Genomic DNA, 19,450 nt, shown 5'->3' with positions numbered 1-19,450 from the left:
CCATTGAATGATTTTCGCCATCAAAAGAGGATCTTAAATGAATCAGAAATACGTTGCCATTTTTTTGGCCGCAATAATGCTAATGTCAATCGCACCGTTCTTTTTTAGCGGTCCGTTGAACAATAATCAGGATGAAAATTCAGACTTACAGGATGAACTGGAAAATGCACCGGGATTTGAAACCATTCCCGGAACGAAGATGGAGCACGAGATTAATTCGATACAGGATGGACTGGAAATAACTCCAGAAGGGGCAGCAGTAGTCTCATATGTGGATTATTCAAGAGTTTACGGAACTCCGCTTGAGATGATGGCACCGAACATAACCGAGCTCTTTTCAGTTTATAACTCCTTGATAGTGAAAAGATACTCGGCATACAATCTTGAAGGAGATTTTGCCTTTGAAGCACATACCATTAATCCCGAAGTTATCAATTTTGAGTATATGACAGTAGACGATCCCTACAATGGATATTATATGTTGTCCCGCGGAGGAGAGCTTTACAATGTCGTAGGCACACCCATGTTGTTAGGTTCCAAGGATTCACTTGAAGATGTTATTGACGTCAGTTCGGGAAATAACAATAGTTCAACTGATTTTGACAGGATATTGACCTTTGTGGAACCGGGAGCGGAGTATTCAATGCTGGTTACCGGTGATGATAGTCTTGCAGAGCAATATTATCTGGAATACAGGCACATGGAAGATGGTAACTATTCAAGGACAGAGGTATTCGTTGAGCCCGAGCAGAATATCCTTGACAATGTAACAGCCATGGAAGCAAATAGTACTGAGAGGAATCTGTACTACAATACAACCAACTATGAAGATGAGAACGTAACGAAAGTCGTAATCACAACAGATGCTTCGAACGTTTACGGACTTTTGACTGAACAATTCAGGTGAGAGATAGTCTCACCTTCTCTTTTCTTCTATTTTTGCCACAAGGTTTATACATAAAAAGATTGTTTTGGAATCAAATCGCCATTTGCCGAAAGATATATATCTGAATGCAGCGATTGGTAGCAGTTACTTTGGCATATATTATAGTGTCAGTTATTGATAATTAATTAGTAACAATCTTAATGGCCAAATTAGTTCAGGTCCAGACCTGATCTGCAATGAATAATGAAAAACCATGAGACTATCATGGTTTCGAAGGAGACAATAAAATGGCAGCAAAATTTGACGTTCCAGAAGAATTAGCAAACAAGGCGCTTGAGAGTGTAGAACTTGCAAGAGACACAGGTAAATTGAAAAAGGGCACCAACGAAGTCACAAAAGCAATTGAGAGAGGTATTACAAAGCTTGCTGTGATCGCAGAAGATGTCAGCCCGGCCGAAGTTGTCGCTCACATAGGACCACTCTGTGAGGAAAAGAACACTCCATACATTTTTGTCAAGGAGCAGAAAGAACTCGGTGCAGCCTGTGGCATAGGTGTTGCCTGTGCAGCTGTCGCAATCGTTGATACTGGAAAAGGCAGCTCACTTGTTGAAGATATTGCACAGAAAGTAAGTGCACTGAAATAATACTGATACGTGAGGTATCGTAATGGCAGATGAAGATACAGGCTATGCGGCTGAAGTCATTGATGTTATCGGAAATACCGGTATGCATGGTGAAGCCAGCCAGATACAGTGCCGTGTACTTGAAGGACGCGACAAGGGGCGTATCATCACCCGTAACTGTGTCGGTCCGATCAGAATCGGTGACGTATTGATGTTGGTAGAAACATCAAGAGAAGCAAAGAAGCTGACTACAAGGTGATCATAGTGGAACAGAGAAAATGTTCTTTTTGCGGTGAATTCCTTGAAGCCGGAACAGGCAAACTCTTTGTAAAGAAGGACGGATCTACATACCTTTTCTGTTCTTCAAAATGCGAGGGCAACTTTGAGCTTGGAAGATTACCAAGGCGTACTGTCTGGACCGAGCAGGGCCGAATACACCTGAAGAAGGCATAATGTGGTGTCAAATATGGAACAGACATACATTATGATAAAACCTGATGCAGTACAGCGTGGACTCATTGGGGAGATTGTGGCAAGGATCGAGAAACGCGGTCTGAAGATAGCAGCCATGAGAATGAACGTAATGAGCGAGGAAAGTGCAAAGGAGCACTACAAAGAACATTCCGAAAAGCCGTTCTTTGGATCCCTCATAGACTACGTTACATCAGGACCCTCAGTTTCAATGGTTGTCGAAGGGAAGGATTCTATAGCAATCATGCGTGCTGTGAATGGGGCAACAAATCCCGTAGACGCACTTCCGGGAACCATTAGAGGAGACTTCGCTATTGAGACCGGAAGAAATGTAGTTCATGCTTCCGACTCTCCCGAATCAGCAAGCCGTGAGATCTCAATTCACTTCAAAGAATCAGAGATAGCAAACTATTCAAAGATCGATGAGGTTTGCCTCTACGAATAATTGAAAGGATTTTCGGGAAATTAATTTTGCAAATGCAAATTATCTCCCGGAATTGCTTTATAGTCAGGTTATTTGATAATTCATCGGGTTTGAGGGGTTGTAATGACAGCTAAACAGGATTTACGTACACCAATAGTTTCTGTAATGGGACATGTAGATCACGGAAAAACAACCTTGCTAGACAGGATAAGGGGCAGTACCGTAGCAGAGGGTGAAGCAGGCGCTATAACCCAACACATCGGTGCAACCGAGGTTCCCATCGACGTAATTGTTGATAAATGTGGCAACCCCGCATTGAGAGACAAGTTCATGGTACCCGGACTTCTTTTTATTGACACCCCAGGGCACCACGCGTTTACATCATTGAGAAGTCGTGGAGGAGCACTTGCCGACCTTGCAATTGTGATAGTGGATATTAACGAAGGATTCATGCCACAGACAATTGAGAGTCTGCAGATACTCAAAAGATTCAAGACTCCTTTTATTGTAGTTGCGAACAAAATTGACAGGATACACGGCTGGGAGCCACAAAAAAATGCTCCTTTCATGGTATCGTACAATAAGCAGAGCGAGCGTGTAAAGAGTGAACTTGACAGGAAGTTCTATGAAGTTGTAGGAGAGCTTTACAATGCAGGTTTTAACTCCGAAAGATACGATAGGGTCACTGATTTCCAGCGTAATATAGGAATAGTTCCCATAAGTGCCATGACAGGAGAAGGTATTCCTGATATTTTGATGGTGCTTCTCGGACTCGCCCAACGATTCCTTGAAGGCAACCTACATTATGACGCAAATGGTCCTGGAGTGGGAACCGTCCTGGAAGTTAAAGAAGAAAAAGGACTTGGTACCACCATTGATGTGATTCTCTATGACGGCACCCTGAAAAAAGGTGATACGGTAATTGTCGGCAGTCTTGGTAAACCCATACAGACAAAAGTCCGTGCCCTTTTGAAACCCCGTCCTCTTACGGAAATCAAAGCCGAAGAGAAATTCAAGCAGGTTCCATCCGTTACAGCAGCCATCGGCGTGAAAATATCCGCACCAAATCTCGACAGTGCTCTTGCAGGATCTCCTGTGAGAGTAGTGACACCCGAAACTATTGATGCGGTCTCAAATGAAATACAGAATGAGATCGAAGATGTCCAGATAGATACGGACGCCATGGGAATAACCATCAAGGCAGACACAATAGGTTCACTCGAAGCATTGGTCAACGAACTCAAGAAAGAGAAAATTCCCATCAGAAAAGCAAGTGTTGGTGATGTTTCCCAGCGTGATGTCGTTGAGGTCATGGCAATCGAGGACCCATTCTACAAAGTTCTGATCGGATTCAACGTGAAGGTACTTTCCGATGCAAAAGGGAAGATTCAGGATAGTGACATTACACTCTTCCGTAATGATGTCATTTACAGACTCATCGATGATTACAAGGATTGGGTAAAAGAGCAGAAAGAGCTTGCTGAAAAAGAGATGTCTGACACCATCGTAAAACCAGGAAGGTTCCAGATAATGCCAAACTGTACATTCCGGCAGAGCAAACCTGCAGTAGTAGGTGTGAAAATTATTGGCGGAATGGTTAGGACAAATGTTGATGTAACAACAGTTGACGGAACTGTGGTAGGCAAGGTCAAAGGTATTCAGTCAAGAGGAGAGAATATCTCCGAAGCCAGGGTTGGCATGGAAGTTGCCATTGCAATTGAGGGTGCCACTGTGGGAAGACAAATAAAAGAGGAAGATTTCCTTTTTGTGAACGTACCTGAAAGGCATGCAAAAACCCTTGAGAATGAAATTTACGACTCACTGACGGCAGATGAATTAGAGACACTGGATGCATTCCTTGAGATCAAAAGGAAAGGAAATCCTTTCTGGGGTAAATAAAAACAGGAATGCAAAACTCATTAATATCATATAGATACGAACGGAAAATATAGTTAAAGGAGAATCAATTATGGCAGATTTCAAAGTTGTGGTCTCAGACCCAAAAACAAAAGCATATCAATTCGATGTCACCGGAGCAGAAGCTAACAAACTGGTTGGTAAATCCATCGGTCAGACCGTTGATGGCTCAATCGTAGGATTACAGGGATACACATTGAAAATAACAGGCGGTAGCGACAAGAGTGGAATGGTCATGAGACCTGACATTCCCGGGCCTAAGAGGCAGAAAGTACTTGTTGCATCAGGCGTTGGATATGCACCTGTCTCAAACGGCGTACGCCGCAGAAAGATGATGCGTGGAAGAGAAATTGCACCTGACATTGTCCAGGTGAATGCTGTTGTTGTCGAACACGGCGAAAAGTCAATCGACAAGATCCTTGGCGGCGAAGAGGAAGAAGCAGCAGAAGTTGAAGCACCGGCTGAAGAGTGAACATTCACTCTTTAACCAGCTCTTTTTAAATTATTTTTTTTACCCATCTAAATTTTAGATTTTGTGTACTTGGAAGTTCCGAATCCTACATCGATAATCTTTTTGCGCTTTACCAGTTCCTGAAGGAATTGTTCAGCACCCTTGATGTTAAGTCCTGTTTCTTCGGCAATATCGCCAGCATCAAAGTATTCATTCTCTTCAATAAAGTTTTGCAGTTTTTCTTCCAGAGATTCTGTTTTCTTGTCGGAATTATGCCAGACAAGCAAATTTATGGAAGAATCAACAGTTTCATTGAAAATAAGAGAATCAGTATTCAGCTCAACTAAAAAAAGCATTAAGCGTGGATGCATGAAACTCGTCGCCCATTCCCTGATTTCTTCATTCCAGCCGGAATTTACAAGGCAAAAGCTCTGGAATTGTTCTCTTGGGACAGCATTCGCCACAGACTGGACGAATTGCATCATTTCCTTTACATTATCCTCAGGATGCCAGCAAGTCTCAAGGCGCAGAAGACTCCTGAAAACACCATCTTTCACGGTACCCCTGATGCACTTATCAGATATTTCAAAAGTCCATTTCCTGTCACCGATAAACCTACCATCAACTGAGACTTCCGGGTGACAATGTGAATATTTGTGTTCCAAGATGTTAAAGTAGTTGTAAAGCCGGGACAATGTTTCCGCATCGAGCTCATCTGAATGATTGGAGACTTCATTTATGTCTTCCCCATATAGGACACTCTGGCTAACGTGTTCTGCTGGCTTAACTCCAAAAGGACTTGCTTTTTCTTTTGTAGGAAGAGCTATTTCAGAGGCTGAACCCATGAAACTCCCCGGAGTTTCAACTTCCACTTCTTCAGAATTAAGAGCATTCTGGGAACCGTTGTCCAATGTTGATGCTATCTCTGCTTGCTGTGCTCTGAATTCATCCAATATAGTTTTGTCAATAATTATTCTGCTATTGAGACTTTTTTCGAAAAGTTCCAGGTTGCCTTCCAGAGAGAAAACATCTATGGAATCCCGGGAAGAAATTGAACTGGTAACAGTGTCCAGGAAAGCTACTGAAGCATCAATAAACCTGTCTTCTGCCGCGTAGAATTCCTCAAGTTTACCTTTTTTTCCACTGAAGGTACTAAGCCCCTTTGATCCCATTTCGGAAATCAATCTGGAAACATCGGTTCTTATATTACGAAGACTGGAATTTGCATCCATCTCATTATTCATATAGGTTTTCTGGACCAATTTCTCGACGACACCATAAGCATCCTTGAGGTTATTTATAGCAGTCTGGCGATTTTGCTCTTGCAGTTCCACAATGTCTTCGGAAATTTCTGACATACTGACCTCTCTTGATTTTACAGGGATTTTTATCTCAAATTAGTCATTAATATACTCTGAATGTTGTGTTGAATGCCTATTTTACGTTATCCTGTACGTTCCCAAAGCTATAGGTTCCTTGTAGCAAAGATTGCCATTAACCTCAAATGAGATATTAAGATTACCAAGGTCAACTTTTCCACCTGTCACAGGCTTCATTGCAATAGAAGTATAACGTGATGAACCGGGTTCAATATCCGGTATCGAAACAATAGGAGCCTCACATTCTATCTGCGATGAGAAACAACTGGTGAAACAAACATTTGATAAAGAATCTTCCGAGAGGTTATCTACAATTATTCCGATAGATACAGGGACATCCTTGTAAAAAGCAGTAGGCATATTCATCCTGACATCAAGTTCAGGAGAAATTATCTGGTACTTACCAAAATCTACAGGTCCGATATAGCACTCATTGCCGTTTACATGGAATCTCAGGTTGAAGTAACCAAGACTTGCTTCATGATTTACCTTAGGGATAATATCAAATGACAGGATACTTTCCGATCCAGGAACAATATCTTCCAGGGTAAAAAGTGAGGAATCAGAATCAATATTCCTCGAAAAGAAACATTTTAAACTCGGTCCCGTCAGTGGCATTTGAGAATTATTACTCAGATTTACTTGCAGGGGAGCAGTATGCCCGAACTTAAGAAGACCCAGCACTGTTGTATTGATATCCAGGTATGAGTGAGTTATCTCATGAGTTCCGAGAGGAAAAGGTTCTTTCCTGAACTCTTTTCCATTCATTTCAAAATAAAAGTCAACAAGACCAAGATCTGCCTTCCCGGCACAAAGAGGAACAAATGAAATTGAAACTGACTTGGATGTTCCGGGCTTCAGCATACCCAAAGATACCTCGGGAGAATCGCACCTTATACATTCTGGAAAGATGGACCTGACCCAGATATTCTCTATCTTTGACTTAGTCGGATTACTAATCTGGAAGGACACAGAGCTGCCCATTCCAACTTCCATTCTGGAAGGAATACTAAAATCAGCTTTGACAGACTCATAGGCTTTCATTTCCTTTTTTCTTCGTCTCTTAGCTCCTACAGTTCTATCATATATCCAGAACAGATAGACAGGTAAGTAAGGAACAAGAATGCATATCACAGCAGGCAGCAGGAATAAAGGCACCCCAGGATAAGTTAAAGTTTGGAGATAAGCTATCTCAGGAATGGAATTTGCGCTCCCGGAGACAAAAAAAGCGATCCACAATATCCATATCAACAGATACAACTGAAAAAATATCCCCATTATTCCGCCTGCTCTGTTCAGCAAAGCATGAGGAAATGATTTTATTATACCAGCCGGAAGTTCCAGTAATTTCATCAGATCACATTTACTTTTAATTCAATAACCTAAAATTGGTTTTATTAATATATAAAATGTAATATTTAAATTAATCTAACAATCTGACTTTAGCACCACAATCAGTACAGAAGTTTGCATCGGAGAACAATTTTGAGCCACAGGAAGGACAATAGTTAGCATTCATATCTGTTCCGAGAATAATGCTGTCATCTATTACAACTTCACCATTACATGAACCACTCATATCGCAGGAGTTAAGCAGATTGCTGCGCTGTATAATTGAATCCTTGATCACAACATTCACGATCTGACTGACACCCCCGCTTCCAATGTTCAGGGCAGCTATGTCCTGTTGCGTTTCACGACCAAGTTCGGCAAGCATTCCTACAAGTGACTCAGCAGTCTCGGTAGCACCGAACAGTTCGATGCTGCCGGTATCCTCGGAGATTGTTACTTTCAGGATCACAACATGACCTTTCACCTTAGTCTTTCCATAATACCAGGATTCATGAACCCTGTCATCTGTTGTCCTGAACGAGCGGACATGCCTTACATCATGCTTCTGGACCGTTTCCCGGCAGGTAGTAACCAGTTCACCGACATCAGGAAGAAATTCGATCTTGTAGACCTTACTATCCTTGAAAGGAAGTTTGTCAAGGAATTCCTTGAGCATCCCTATATTAATATCCGAATCGGTCTTCATTATCGGACATGTAACAGCTATCTTTTTTGCCTGCATGAGAGTGTTCTGGAGTTGTCCCTTGGCATCCTTGAAAGACACCTGGCATTTTATTTCCGTAGACCTGGAACATATCAATGGATCAAAATATACCGCAACAGACTTTGAACTGTTACCTTCAATGCTGCCCAGAATCAGCTTACCATTTCTGGTTGTATATGCGGGTTCGAACCGGTCAATCCTGAGAACGTCTTCGTCAAAATCAAATTCAAGAGCAACATCAGTAACAACAAGGGAAGAGATATTCGAAATCGACATCTTCAATCGTATAAATCCCTGATAGAATTCAGTCTCCCGTAGTACCTGCAGACCTGTAGAAGAAGTATTACCGGCCACATGCTCAACCGAAGACTGGACGGATTCATAGGGACCTATATCTATGGGAGCTTTACGATAGAAATTCCTGTTAATAAGATATGAAACTTCCAGCTTCCCAAGCTCTATTGTGTCGGACATTCTCGGATAAATGAATAATGCCGTGTATTTAGAAGACCCCGGGGGGACCACATCAATATGCAGCTCCGGTTCATCACATTTCACCATTCTGGAAAAAACATACTTGATTCTGATGTTCTCTATGGACTCGGAAGAAGGATTATTAATAGTAATCTTAACAGGGTTCTCAAGCCCCGTCTTTAGAGGTTGCTGTATGCTTAGTCTTACTTCAAGGCATTCACTTACTCTTTTTTCGTATTCCAGTTGCTTGTCCCTTCTCAATCCTTCCTTTTCTTCCTTCTCTTTCATATCTTTCTTGACTTTCAGCCCCGATCTGAGAGCAACACTCATACATACAAAAAAGATGATAAGCCCAGCAGGTTCGAAAGAAGAGAAGACTATTGTCCCAAAGATAGATAGTAAGAATCCCAGAAACAAAGCATATGATAGAGGGTCCCTTTTATTATGAGAATTGTTATAGATATTCTGATATTTTACATTCTGCACGACATAGGCTGTCAGAAGAGCCATGAACACACCTATTACAACCCCTCCTAAAAGACCCTTAAATCCACCTGCGAGTCCGAAGAAGGCACCAATGAGGATACCTATACGCAGATTATCCCTGGGATCGAAGTATGACCGCCTGAGTCGCATCATTTTAATCACTTACCCAATAATTTCGCTGAAAACCTCTTCTTCACCAGTCTTCTGTATAGCTTTTCTGGCTCCGATGTACCAGCTTGTAATGGAAGGTTTACGTTTGCCTACCGCAATGGCAAAATCCTGCATGCCAATCTTGCGTGCATTTCTCCCCTTAAGAGCTTCTCCCAGAGGAATGTCCGCAGCCTCCTTGCATATAGAAGATATATCGGCACCTGAATAGGATTCAGTCATTTCTGCAAGGACTCTTAAATCAACATCATCATCCAATGGACGATTCTTAAGCTGGATATTAAAAATTGCCACTCTGGCCTCAAAGTCCGGCTCAGGTATGAAGACCATTTTGCTGAAACGTCCCGGACGTCTCAGTGCAGGATCTATGGACCATGGCTCGTTGGTTGCCGCAAGCACAAGCAGGTCATCTCCGGCAGTATCCACACCGTCCATCTGGGCCAGCATCTCATTTACGACCCTCTTTGCATAATCCTCACTTTCACTTCGCCTGACGGCTACAGAATCTATCTCATCGAAGAAGATAATAGACTTTTCACCCTGCCTTGCCGTATCGAATATCTGCTTAATGTTCTTCTCGGAAGCACCCACCCATTTGCTTACAATGCTACTGGTCTTGACGCTGATGAAATCCGCACTACATTCTTTTGCCGCAGCCTTTGCCATCATTGTTTTACCGCAACCAGGAGGACCATAGAGAAGTATACCTTCCCCAGCCTTCTGACCATACATCTGGTAAAGGTCCTTGTGAGTGAATGGATAAATAATGGCTTTGCGTATTTCTTCCTTTACGTCCTCAAGACCTCCGATATCTGAAAATCCGATGTTTGGAATTTCTTTGAGAATAAGATCATCCTTGGACAGTGATGATTCGTCTTTACTATCGGAACCGCCAGAGCTCTCAAGGCCATTATTAGAATATTTGGCAGAAGAGGGTTTGAGAGATTGTGCCTTGGAAAAAAGATGTTCTGCCAGATCACGCTGGGTATTTCGGTCTATATCGTCTGTTGCTGAAGAGTAAGCATCATTATAGAGTTTTGCAGCCTTGAGATAAAGCTGCCTTGCCCTTTCAGGCTGGCCGCTGTCTTCAAGGTCCTTTGCGGCCTTTGAATATCCGCGTGCCTGGGCTGCGAGGGTGATCGCTGAAGTCAAATGGGCACCTCACATAAATGATTTTAGGTTTTTCTCCATTCTTACAATCAGGCAGCAATTACTCTGTTTCTGCCAGCTCGGAATCTATCTTTTTTGATAGTTCATCCTTTGCGGGCTCTGAACTGCTGAGTTCTGCAAGCAATTCGGATCTCAGGGAGTCCTGCATCTCAGTCAGCTCTGCATTACCACCCATGGCAGCATCCATTGTAGATGTCATCATCGTACTTGCAGTATTCACTTTTTCCATGGAAGTACGAATATTAGTGACTGCGCTTTCAAGTTTTCCCGTATCAAAACCAAGCTGTTTCTGCCACTGGCCCAGATCCTCACCGATTTCAGCGACTTCCTTGAGACCAGTCTGCATCTCAATTACATCCGACATGGATTGTGCCATCTCAACCATGCTTCCAATAGTGTTGACCTGGCCTTCCACAAGGGAATAACGTCTTGAGGCAACCCTGAACTCGCGGTCGTTACCCTTTGCAAGAGCATCCTTGGCTTCGGATCTTGCTTTTTCCTGCTTTTTCTTCAGTTCTTTTTCACGGGCCGTAAGCCTTTGCTCGGAGATTGAGAGCTTTGTTTTCATTTCCTCGGGAGAGACTTTTTTGAAAGGATTCTTGAACACCATTAGAGTTCCTCCTCCATTTTTTTCTGTTTAGCATACCTTATGCATAACTTGAGAGCTTCAGACGTATTAATGGCTATACCCATTTCTACAAGTCTATCAAGATATATTTTACTGTCCTCAGATATTCTGGCGCTTACCGGATAAGATCTGTTCATAGTTTTCAACTTCACAGTCATTTAATTACTATTGTATACAATGGAAAACATTATATATAATACTTATCCAATATATAAAACAGAAAATTGCCCGATATTTAATGATATGCAAAAGGTGGCACTAAAATGGCATTCAAGTGGAAAAGACAGGAGAACGACATCGCCAGAGTCGTACCAAAAAGTCAGGTAGGTGGTTTTTTCAGAAAGGATATAATTCTCTCACCCAACGAAAAAGCAGCCATGATCAAGAACGGTGAGGTCCAGGAAACCGTTGATGAAGGAAAACTCAGAGTAGGAGGCATCCTGAAACCCGGAAACATCGGGAAAGATGTAGATGTGGCACTCATGGATACATCACCCAAGGACCTCCAATGGATACAAACTGAACTCTGGACATTAGATAATCAAAAGGTAGGTTGCAGTGGACTTCTGAGATTCAGGATACAGGAACCAAAACGCTTCTTCCAGATGCTGTACTCCTATACTACTCCTGACAAGAAAGGCGAGAGAATACTTTCAGTAGAGGATATCTATGACCGACTTGAGAGTGAGACCATAACACTAGTGCTTGAACCCGAGGTCCGCAAGGAGAGTGTGGAAAAACTTTATGGTAACAGGGATCTTCGCCTTAAACTGGAGAATGAGCTGGAGATGAGACTCAAGTCAACCCTTTCACTCTGGGGACTTGAGACACTGAAATACACAGTCAAATGGGATATTGGTTCCTATGGTGAAGTCATGCAGGCTACCAATGACTTCAACACCACTGAAGAACTTGCAGAACTGGATACTCTTGCAGTGGAAGGAGATTCCGAGCGCAGAGGACGAGAAGATGTAGCCGAACTGCGTGCAGACAACGCAAGCACCGCTGCGCAGAATGATTTCGAACGTAGCCAGCAGTACAAGGATGTGACATCCCAACTTGAGCTCGAAAAATTGCAGCATGAAGCAGATATGAGGGAAGCAAGGGAAGCCATTGCCCTCAAGGAAGAACTCAAGCTTACAAAGGCCAGGGGCATGAGAGCAGAACTCGAGGTCGAGCAGGATATGAAAGACCGTGAGCACGGCCGTGACATAGAATACCTTAAAACAATTACAGAAAGCGGCGGAGCCGATGCTGCGAAGGTTGTCACCGAAGGACGTGAGTACGGGAAGATGTCGGCTGCACAGCTTGAAGCCTTGGCAAAGGTCAGACAGAGTGAGATGATCGCAAAGGAAGACAAAGTCCGTTTCATGATGGATGTGGAAGATCGAGAGCGCGCTGATTCATACAGAAGACAGGGACTGGATGCTGCCATGATGGGAGCTGCACATGGCAAAACATCACCTACTGTCAGGAAATGTTCAGGCTGCGGCTCCACAGTACCTGCGGAAGCAAGTTTCTGTAGCCAGTGCGGAAAGCAACTGTCAGGGAATTGAATAGTTCCCGCAACATTTATTTTTAATATAGCCTTACCCTAAATTAAATAAAAACGAAGTACATATTATTTTCAAAAATATACGGGTGGCAAATGACACTAAAACATCTAAGGCATCCATTCATATTCATCCTCATAATATTGTTTTTTACCCCGACTGCCGTAAGTTCTTCTGCTGATGAATACGATGTAGTCCTGATGGAAGGTGAATTTGTCGAACTTAGTAGCGGCTATTACCTGAATGTGCTTGACGTTGACACATATAGTGACGGCGCAGAGTTAACAATAACCTATTATGGGACTGTTCTTTCAGAAAACTACTACAGAGCAGGCGATTATTTCTACTACGATGACGATGTCATCCAGCTCGAATTCTACATTGAAGATACATACACGATCGACTATACTGATTATGTGCTGTTATCCGATGTCTACTTCTATGATAGTAGCTTCGATACAGAGTCAACTGCAGAAGCAGCAGACAACACTAACGATGCCTACTACTACGATGATAAGAACTATTACGACAGCAGTTCAGACAGTGAAGGCTTTCCCAATCTTATACCCATACTTGCAATCCTCTTTTTCCCGTTCCTGATCCTTAGGAAATCATTGAAAAGAAGAAAAGGAAAGAAGGAAGCAATGGCAGTACAGCCAAAAAAGCAAACAAAGACAACATCACCTCCTGCCAAGGGAGCAACAACAACCACCCCGGCTTCAAAGCCAATGGAAGTCAAGGGCGTTGTTATCAAATCAGCAGTGCAATACAAAGGCGCAAACATCCTATATAAGGTGAAAGTAGAGAACCCATCACAGGAACCTGTAGGAGATATAAAAGTAAGTCTTTTTGTTCCTGATGTTTTCAAGCTCAAGGAAGCAGACAGGACTATTTCCATGCTCCAGCCGGGAGAAGGTAAAACTGCCACATTCGAGATCAGGCCAACCGGAGAGTGTGGTAACTGCATCATTTCCGGCAACATCCGATACTATGACTATAGCCAAAAGAAGCATATCCAGCTTGATCTCTCCAACAAAATGGTTGATATTGTCTGTCCTGTCCTTAGAACAGTGGAGACCGATGAATATACCTGGAGAGAAGATGTCAGGAAAATGCTGATCGCTGAGGAGGATACCAAAGATCTGGAAATACCTGCAGAGAACCTTTTTGGCATAGCCACACGCATCCTCAAGGACATGAACCTTTACATGATCCCCCCGGAGATCACATCCACCCAGCAGCTCTACACCGGAGTAGCACGTTTCTATGCCGAAGGAGTGGCGGGTCTGAAATATGCAGCCTATATAGAAGTCGTAGGAAAACGCAAGTCCCGCCTCATTGTAAAAGCCTGGGCAGAAAAGGAAGAAGCTCTGACAGGATTCTACCATAAAATACTGGAGGAGATAGGGAAGAGGACAGACATCAAACTCTTTGTTGATGACTCGATTACACAGTACAACATCAACAAGACCACAATATCTGACAGTGTAATCCAGCGGTCCAACATCGGCAACGAGAAAAACAGGTGTTCCAACTGTGGACGTGAAGCAAAGGCAGGAGAGAAGTTCTGCATGAACTGTGGTGAAAGACTTGAATGAAATCAGGTCTTATGCCAATCCTGTCAAAAAGAGAGGACACGATCTTGTTCAATTCTCCCTGTTTTAGTTTTCGCCAGTTGCATATTTTACTTATTATCAATTAAAGTGGAACTTTTTTGATTTTGCTTTTTTGCTATTATCAGCCAGGACAGAAGAAATGTACTATAGTGGGAACTTCAGGCCATAACGACTATATAGAATTATTTTACTATAACCATTACTTTATTTGATAAGTAAACTCAATATTCAGAATGTCCGTTTTTTGCCTTATTTACGTACGTTTCTGATACAAATTAAAGAGTGGACGGATGAAAATGAAATATAAGATATTATTTTTATTGTTTTTGATGTGCATAGCACTGTTCAATTCAGGTTGTATAGGTGAAGATTTAACTGCTGACCAGATAGCTGAGAAAATGCAGGAAAAGCAGGAAAACATAGAGGATACCTCTGCCACAGTGCACATGAAAACCTCAATGGGAGATGAAGTTCAGGTAATGGAATATGAAACTATCCAGAAAAATCCCAACAAGATGAAGAGTGTTGTCATACTACCGGAAGAGTTGGCAGGTCAGACAACTGTTACTAACGGAGAGAAAATGTGGACTTATGATCCGAACACAAACCAAGTGACCATAATGGAAATGCCAGAGATTCCTGAAGATTTCGAAATAGATTATGCAACAGTTATTGGCAGTTTGTTGAACGAAAGCGATGTTTCGCTTATGGGAATTGAGGATTTCAACGGCAGGAATACTTATGTAATTAAGTTAAGTTCAAAAGAGAATGAAAGCTTATTCGGATCCAATATGACAGTATGGGTTGATGAAGAGACATGGACACCATTGAAAATTGAGATGGGAACAAAGGAAACATATCAGATCGTTGTAGAATACAGGAACTTTGAAGTAAATACTGGCATATCTGATGATGAATTTGAGTTTGATATCCCCGAGGGTGCAGAGATCATAGATGTTGGAGACTTTGACAATCTCCTTCCTGTAGACATGACATTTGAGGAAGCACAGGAAATATCAGCATTCCAAATACGTCTCCCTTCCCACATTCCGGAAGGATATGAACAGGACAAAGTCTTGTTCAGTAATAATTCACTTGTAGCCAGTCTAAAAGGATCGTTCACATTGATCTATTCAAATGGAGAAAACAAAATTGCTATATCTGAAAACTTCTATGAAGGAGAAAAGGATTCGAGTCAATTTTCCCTGTTGGAAAGTGAAAAGATTTCAGTCAATGGTGTAGAAGCCGACCTATATACGACGTATGGTGATACCAGAGTGTTACAGTGGGAAATCGAAGATGCAGTCATAAGCATCAGTGGTTCCCTTGACACAAATGAAATAATACGGATCGCCGAATCAATGAAGTAACATACCATTTAAGTCGAAGAGATATATGCGATTCCTGTCTTGAGAATCGTGTTTATTTCTATTTTTCACTAACTAGTCCATACTTCTCACCTTAATGGAATATGCAACCGTAAATGAAAAACCAAAAGAGCAATAAATGAAATAAAAAAATTTGAAGCTACTTTTAAAGTAACTTCTTTCCGGCATTTGGACCCGGACCGCACTCAAAGATATCTGTTACCTTCATTTTGACAAGGAATTTTGCAGGGAAGTGTTCACCCTTTGCCTTTACCATCTTTCTCATGGTATCATATTCCTCACCCCTGTCAATGATCTTTATGTCACCCTTTATCTGGAAACAACCCTTAACTTCGGGACCCCATACATAGAGTGCACCCTTTGGATTTGCCCTGAGGTTTTCTATTGTCTTAAGGAAGAAATTGTCAACAATCCATATAGTTTCTGCATCTTCCTGAAGGAAGCACATACCTATAGGAATAACGTTTGGCATACCATCTTTTGAAGCGGTTGCGAACGGGAATATCTTCATCTTTGCGAATTCTGCTTTCATCTCATCTGTTAATTTTACCATTAATGTCGCCTCTGAATATCAAAATAAAAAGTCTTAGATAACTTACACATCAATGAAGTTTATACTTTTTCATCAGTCAGTTCGAATCAATAATACAAAAACAAGAAGAGAAAAACTGAAGAAAAATCCCGAAAAATCCTCCAATTAAACAATATAGGATAAATATCCAACTTTTTGTATGGGTGATTGCTCCAATATTAAAGATCATGAGTAGTCATTTTCAAAGAAGAATGAGGAGAATAAAATGACTGCAATAAAAGTTCATCACGAATGGGGGAAGTTGAAAGAGGCGATTGTTGGCACAGCCGTCAGCATGCGAATACCAGAATGGAGTGATGAATACGAGTTTGTCACTCCAGAAGTTCAGCAGTTCATCAAAGAGAATCAGGGCAAATTACTGAAGGATGCTGATAATGATCTGTATGAAAACAGTGTGGCTCAAATGGATGCGTTTGTCAAATTGCTGGAGTCACTTGGTGTTGTGGTACATCGAGCAGAGCCCCTTACAGCCGATGAGGAGGATTTTCTTGTTAATTTTAAGAAAGGAGTTCAGCAATGTTTCACCCGTGACCCGGTGCTGGTCATCGGCAATAACGTGATTGAAACCTCAATGCGGGAGTTTGATCGACGCAAGGAGCGTTTCGGAATCCGGCGCGCGCTTGAGAAACGATTGGAAGACAGTAACGCCAACTGGATCTCCATGCCACAGGCCGTACCGGTCCGAGGAACAGGCGGATATGGTCCCGGCCCTTTTTTGGAGGGAGGCGATGTGCTTCTGGTTGGTCACGACATCTACGCAGGATATTCTGGACATGGCTCGAATTTGGCTGGCATCCAATGGTTGCAGCGTTTTCTGGGAACGGAATACAAGGTGCATCCCATTCGCCTCAAACGTGGATTTTTGCATCTTGATGTAGTTCTGAGCCTGCCACGTCCAGGTCTGGCTATTATCTGCCGCGATGCCTTTATGGACAAGTTGCCTGAATTTCTCAATGGATGGGACTTGATTGATGTCTCAGTAGACGATACTACACGACTGGCCTGCAACGGACTGGTTCTGGATGAAAAAACCTATATTTGCGCTTCTGAGCATAAAGGAGTGGCAGAAGCCCTAAAAAAACACGGTCAAACTGTGTATACCCTGCCATATGACAAAATTTCACTTTGGGGTGGCTCTTTCCGTTGTTCACATCATCCTCTAATCAGAGAAAGTAACCTAGATTGAAAAACAAGCTATCTTCTGATATGCTTCTACAAGCTGAATTGAATCAGCAAGTATTCCAACTATTCAAATTGTGTTTGTATTTCTAATATTATTAGGATACACAATACATTTATATCTATTCAAAGCTGTATAGTATTTGCTATCAGATAAAACGTAATTTGCCTAAGGATTGCAATTCCTTTATCACCATTAAGCTGGTCTCTCCAATGTTTTGTCTGATAGCCTCCAAACACTAAAGTAACCATATGAAGATCTGCCTCAATCTTTTGCCAATACTGAAAGCATTCAACAGCAGATTGTAAAATTTATACTCTTCTCAAAGGATTAATTTTCCATACTCACTCATAGAAATAAATTACTTTTTCGGCTACTTGAATCCAAAAGTGAATCAGAATAACTCAGCGATTAAGCTGGAACACCTTGATATCGAATAAATTTTGAGTATCCGGTAAACCAAATTGAGAGCTTATTCAACCTCATAGATTGATGCTTGTTAAGCATTGAAACTTCCCTCCAATAGTCTTTTCAAAATTCAAAGTTCATTGGACCAATCGTTTTTTGTAATCATGACTAAGTAAAGTAGGCTAACCAATAAATTGATATATATTGCACTGATATATTGGAGTACAAACTTAAATTTGGATACCAAAAATTATGTCGTGAACTAGAGTAAATGAACAAATGGTACGTTCCAAACAAGAATCAAAACGGATCCGTTTGAATGGAGGATGAGAGTTATGAGCTGCAGATTATCAAGAAGAACACACCAACGTTTCAGACATTTCAGAATATGGATTTGAAAAATTCACTTTAATCTGATCGCTGTAATTAATTTTTTGAAAATAACTGCAAAAAAACAATAGAATAAGGAGGAAAAGAATGACAAAAACTATTATTGTATACGGAAGCACTACAGGAAATACACTCCAGCTGGCAGAGGAAATTGAAGAGAACATAAAGAGGTATAACGGAGATGTAGAATTAGCTGAAGTAACAGATTTACATCCCTCAGACCTGACTGCTTATGAGTTGATATTGCTGGGATGCTCAACATGGGGTGACGGAGAACTTCAGGATGACTTTATTACTTTTGAAGAAGAAATGAAAGAAATTGATCTCAAGGGAAGACTTGCTGCCTGTTTTGGCCCTGGAGATAGTGATTATCCATTGTTCTGCGAGGCTGTCGACATCCTTGAAAACAGGCTGGGAAGCTGTGGAGCAAAGATAGTTTTGGAAGGTCTGAAGATTGACGGTGATGTAGAGAGTCAGTTTGACATAGCTGGAAAATGGGTAAATAATCTTCTTAAAAGTGTAAATGATCTGTCTTGAAACATGGGAGGTGCAATCAAATTGAACAATATAGATGAAGAACTATTGAAAACACATCTTCATGGAAATATGCAGATCTTACGACATCATGTTTACGAATACCAGAAAGGAATCAGGCATTTGATACTGCATACATCCAATATCACTCTTGAAGATGAGATCATAAGTCTGCTTGAGAAGAAAAACGTAAGCTACCTGATTCGTTCATCTTCAAATCAGAAAATTAATGTGTTTTTCGGAGACCGCAGATGTATAGATATTCTCGAAAGAATAGGTGAGAAAAGTCTTTCGGATTTCACGGATGAAGAGGACTTTATACTCGGGATAATGCTGGGATATGATCAGATCAAACAATGCGAGCGCTATATAAAAAGAAAAGAAAAGGAAGATATAGCTGAAAATAAAGTCGTGAGAATTAATAATGAAAAAGCAATGGTTGAAAATGCAATGATTGGAATAACTTGTTGAACAAGAACGGCTTTGTAGAGAAAACTTAAAACTTATACCAATCAAGTAAATTAAGCAATTTTGCTACAGTCAGGATGAATCAAATTTTCCTGACTTTCTCTCCTGCAAATGTCGGAGAATCCCTAGAAAGTTTAGAAATCTTCATAGTATCTGTTTTGATTCAGACTTGTCCAATACATACCTTG

Annotated in this window: 20 protein-coding genes; 13 read left to right on the top strand and 7 right to left on the bottom strand. The window is 41.5% G+C overall.

All coding sequences use genetic code 11. The features are described 5' to 3' along the window. Nucleotides 1–37 precede the first annotated feature (37 nt). The 7 genes from V7O62_RS00390 (at nt 38) to V7O62_RS00360 (ending at nt 4,793) form a co-directional block, all read left to right on the top strand. Complete coding sequence (locus V7O62_RS00390; protein ID WP_406657035.1) at nt 38–907, top strand: hypothetical protein; 870 nt, start codon at nt 38–40, stop codon at nt 905–907. 266 nt (nt 908–1,173) lie between these two features. Beyond that, nucleotides 1,174–1,530 (top strand): 50S ribosomal protein L7Ae, encoded by a 357-nt coding sequence (gene rpl7ae / locus V7O62_RS00385; protein WP_406657034.1) that lies wholly within the window; start codon nt 1,174–1,176, stop codon nt 1,528–1,530. A 22-nt stretch (nt 1,531–1,552) separates the two neighbouring features. Next, a complete protein-coding gene (locus tag V7O62_RS00380) occupies nt 1,553–1,768 on the top strand; it encodes a 30S ribosomal protein S28e (protein WP_406657033.1) in 216 nt (71 codons plus the stop codon). Nucleotides 1,769–1,773: 5 nt separating this feature from the next. Continuing rightward, nucleotides 1,774–1,962: a 50S ribosomal protein L24e gene (locus tag V7O62_RS00375; protein ID WP_406657032.1), complete on the top strand. Its 189-nt coding sequence runs from the start codon at nt 1,774–1,776 to the stop codon at nt 1,960–1,962. Between the two features lie 13 nt (nt 1,963–1,975). After that, nucleotides 1,976–2,425, top strand: a complete 450-nt coding sequence (ndk, locus tag V7O62_RS00370; protein WP_406657031.1) for a nucleoside-diphosphate kinase — start codon at nt 1,976–1,978, stop codon at nt 2,423–2,425. A 102-nt stretch (nt 2,426–2,527) separates the two neighbouring features. After that, nucleotides 2,528–4,303: a translation initiation factor IF-2 gene (infB, locus tag V7O62_RS00365; RefSeq protein WP_406657030.1), complete on the top strand. Its 1,776-nt coding sequence runs from the start codon at nt 2,528–2,530 to the stop codon at nt 4,301–4,303. A gap of 70 nt (nt 4,304–4,373) precedes the next feature. Next, on the top strand, nt 4,374–4,793 hold the full coding sequence (locus tag V7O62_RS00360) for a 30S ribosomal protein S6e (protein ID WP_406657029.1): 420 nt from the start codon (nt 4,374–4,376) through the stop codon (nt 4,791–4,793). Nucleotides 4,794–4,840: 47 nt separating this feature from the next. Here V7O62_RS00360 and V7O62_RS00355 read toward each other — a convergent pair whose 3' ends face one another. The 6 genes from V7O62_RS00355 to V7O62_RS00330 all read right to left on the bottom strand — a co-directional run bounded on the left by V7O62_RS00355 (nt 4,841) and on the right by V7O62_RS00330 (nt 11,270). Then, the gene (locus V7O62_RS00355) at nt 4,841–6,130 is read right to left on the bottom strand and encodes a hypothetical protein (protein WP_406657028.1); all 1,290 of its coding nucleotides are present in this window, start codon (nt 6,128–6,130) and stop codon (nt 4,841–4,843) included. An 81-nt stretch (nt 6,131–6,211) separates the two neighbouring features. Next, nucleotides 6,212–7,504, bottom strand: coding sequence for a hypothetical protein (locus V7O62_RS00350; protein ID WP_406657027.1), 1,293 nt, complete (start codon nt 7,502–7,504; stop codon nt 6,212–6,214). Between the two features lie 70 nt (nt 7,505–7,574). Then, on the bottom strand, nt 7,575–9,320 hold the full coding sequence (locus V7O62_RS00345) for a zinc ribbon domain-containing protein (protein ID WP_406657026.1): 1,746 nt from the start codon (nt 9,318–9,320) through the stop codon (nt 7,575–7,577). A 9-nt stretch (nt 9,321–9,329) separates the two neighbouring features. Further along, nucleotides 9,330–10,487 carry an AAA family ATPase gene (locus V7O62_RS00340; RefSeq protein WP_406657025.1) on the bottom strand — a complete coding sequence of 386 codons (1,158 nt, stop codon included), beginning with the start codon at nt 10,485–10,487 and terminating at the stop codon, nt 9,330–9,332. A 58-nt stretch (nt 10,488–10,545) separates the two neighbouring features. Continuing rightward, on the bottom strand, nt 10,546–11,115 hold the full coding sequence (locus V7O62_RS00335; RefSeq protein WP_406657024.1) for a hypothetical protein: 570 nt from the start codon (nt 11,113–11,115) through the stop codon (nt 10,546–10,548). Then, on the bottom strand, nt 11,115–11,270 hold the full coding sequence (locus tag V7O62_RS00330; protein WP_406657023.1) for a hypothetical protein: 156 nt from the start codon (nt 11,268–11,270) through the stop codon (nt 11,115–11,117). Before V7O62_RS00330 ends, V7O62_RS00335 begins: the two co-directional genes overlap by 1 nt. Before the next feature lie 126 nt (nt 11,271–11,396). Here V7O62_RS00330 and V7O62_RS00325 point away from each other — a divergent pair, with 126 nt between their 5' ends. From V7O62_RS00325 to V7O62_RS00315, 3 genes are all read left to right on the top strand, one after another. Further along, a complete protein-coding gene (locus V7O62_RS00325; protein WP_406657022.1) occupies nt 11,397–12,689 on the top strand; it encodes an SPFH domain-containing protein in 1,293 nt (430 codons plus the stop codon). A gap of 92 nt (nt 12,690–12,781) precedes the next feature. Continuing rightward, a complete protein-coding gene (locus V7O62_RS00320) occupies nt 12,782–14,284 on the top strand; it encodes a zinc-ribbon domain-containing protein (RefSeq protein ID WP_406657021.1) in 1,503 nt (500 codons plus the stop codon). A 347-nt stretch (nt 14,285–14,631) separates the two neighbouring features. Next, entirely contained in the window at nt 14,632–15,672 is a 1,041-nt protein-coding gene (locus V7O62_RS00315) for a DUF4367 domain-containing protein (RefSeq protein WP_406657020.1), read from the top strand. A gap of 163 nt (nt 15,673–15,835) precedes the next feature. Here the strand turns inward: V7O62_RS00315 and V7O62_RS00310 are convergent, their stop codons facing one another. Further along, nucleotides 15,836–16,243: a pyridoxamine 5'-phosphate oxidase family protein gene (locus V7O62_RS00310; RefSeq protein ID WP_406657019.1), complete on the bottom strand. Its 408-nt coding sequence runs from the start codon at nt 16,241–16,243 to the stop codon at nt 15,836–15,838. A gap of 244 nt (nt 16,244–16,487) precedes the next feature. Here V7O62_RS00310 and V7O62_RS00305 point away from each other — a divergent pair, with 244 nt between their 5' ends. From V7O62_RS00305 to V7O62_RS00295, 3 genes are all read left to right on the top strand, one after another. Next, complete coding sequence (locus V7O62_RS00305) at nt 16,488–17,468, top strand: dimethylarginine dimethylaminohydrolase family protein (RefSeq protein WP_406657018.1); 981 nt, start codon at nt 16,488–16,490, stop codon at nt 17,466–17,468. A gap of 879 nt (nt 17,469–18,347) precedes the next feature. Beyond that, nucleotides 18,348–18,797 (top strand): flavodoxin, encoded by a 450-nt coding sequence (locus V7O62_RS00300; protein ID WP_406657017.1) that lies wholly within the window; start codon nt 18,348–18,350, stop codon nt 18,795–18,797. 21 nt (nt 18,798–18,818) lie between these two features. Then, nucleotides 18,819–19,265, top strand: coding sequence for a DUF2023 family protein (locus V7O62_RS00295; protein ID WP_406657016.1), 447 nt, complete (start codon nt 18,819–18,821; stop codon nt 19,263–19,265). Nucleotides 19,266–19,450: the final 185 nt, after the last annotated feature.

Source organism: Methanolobus sp. ZRKC2 (genome assembly GCF_045291185.1).
GTDB lineage: Archaea > Halobacteriota > Methanosarcinia > Methanosarcinales > Methanosarcinaceae > Methanolobus.
The sequence above is the reverse complement of the archived record's forward strand: the minus strand, read 5'-3'. Positions and strand labels throughout refer to the sequence as shown.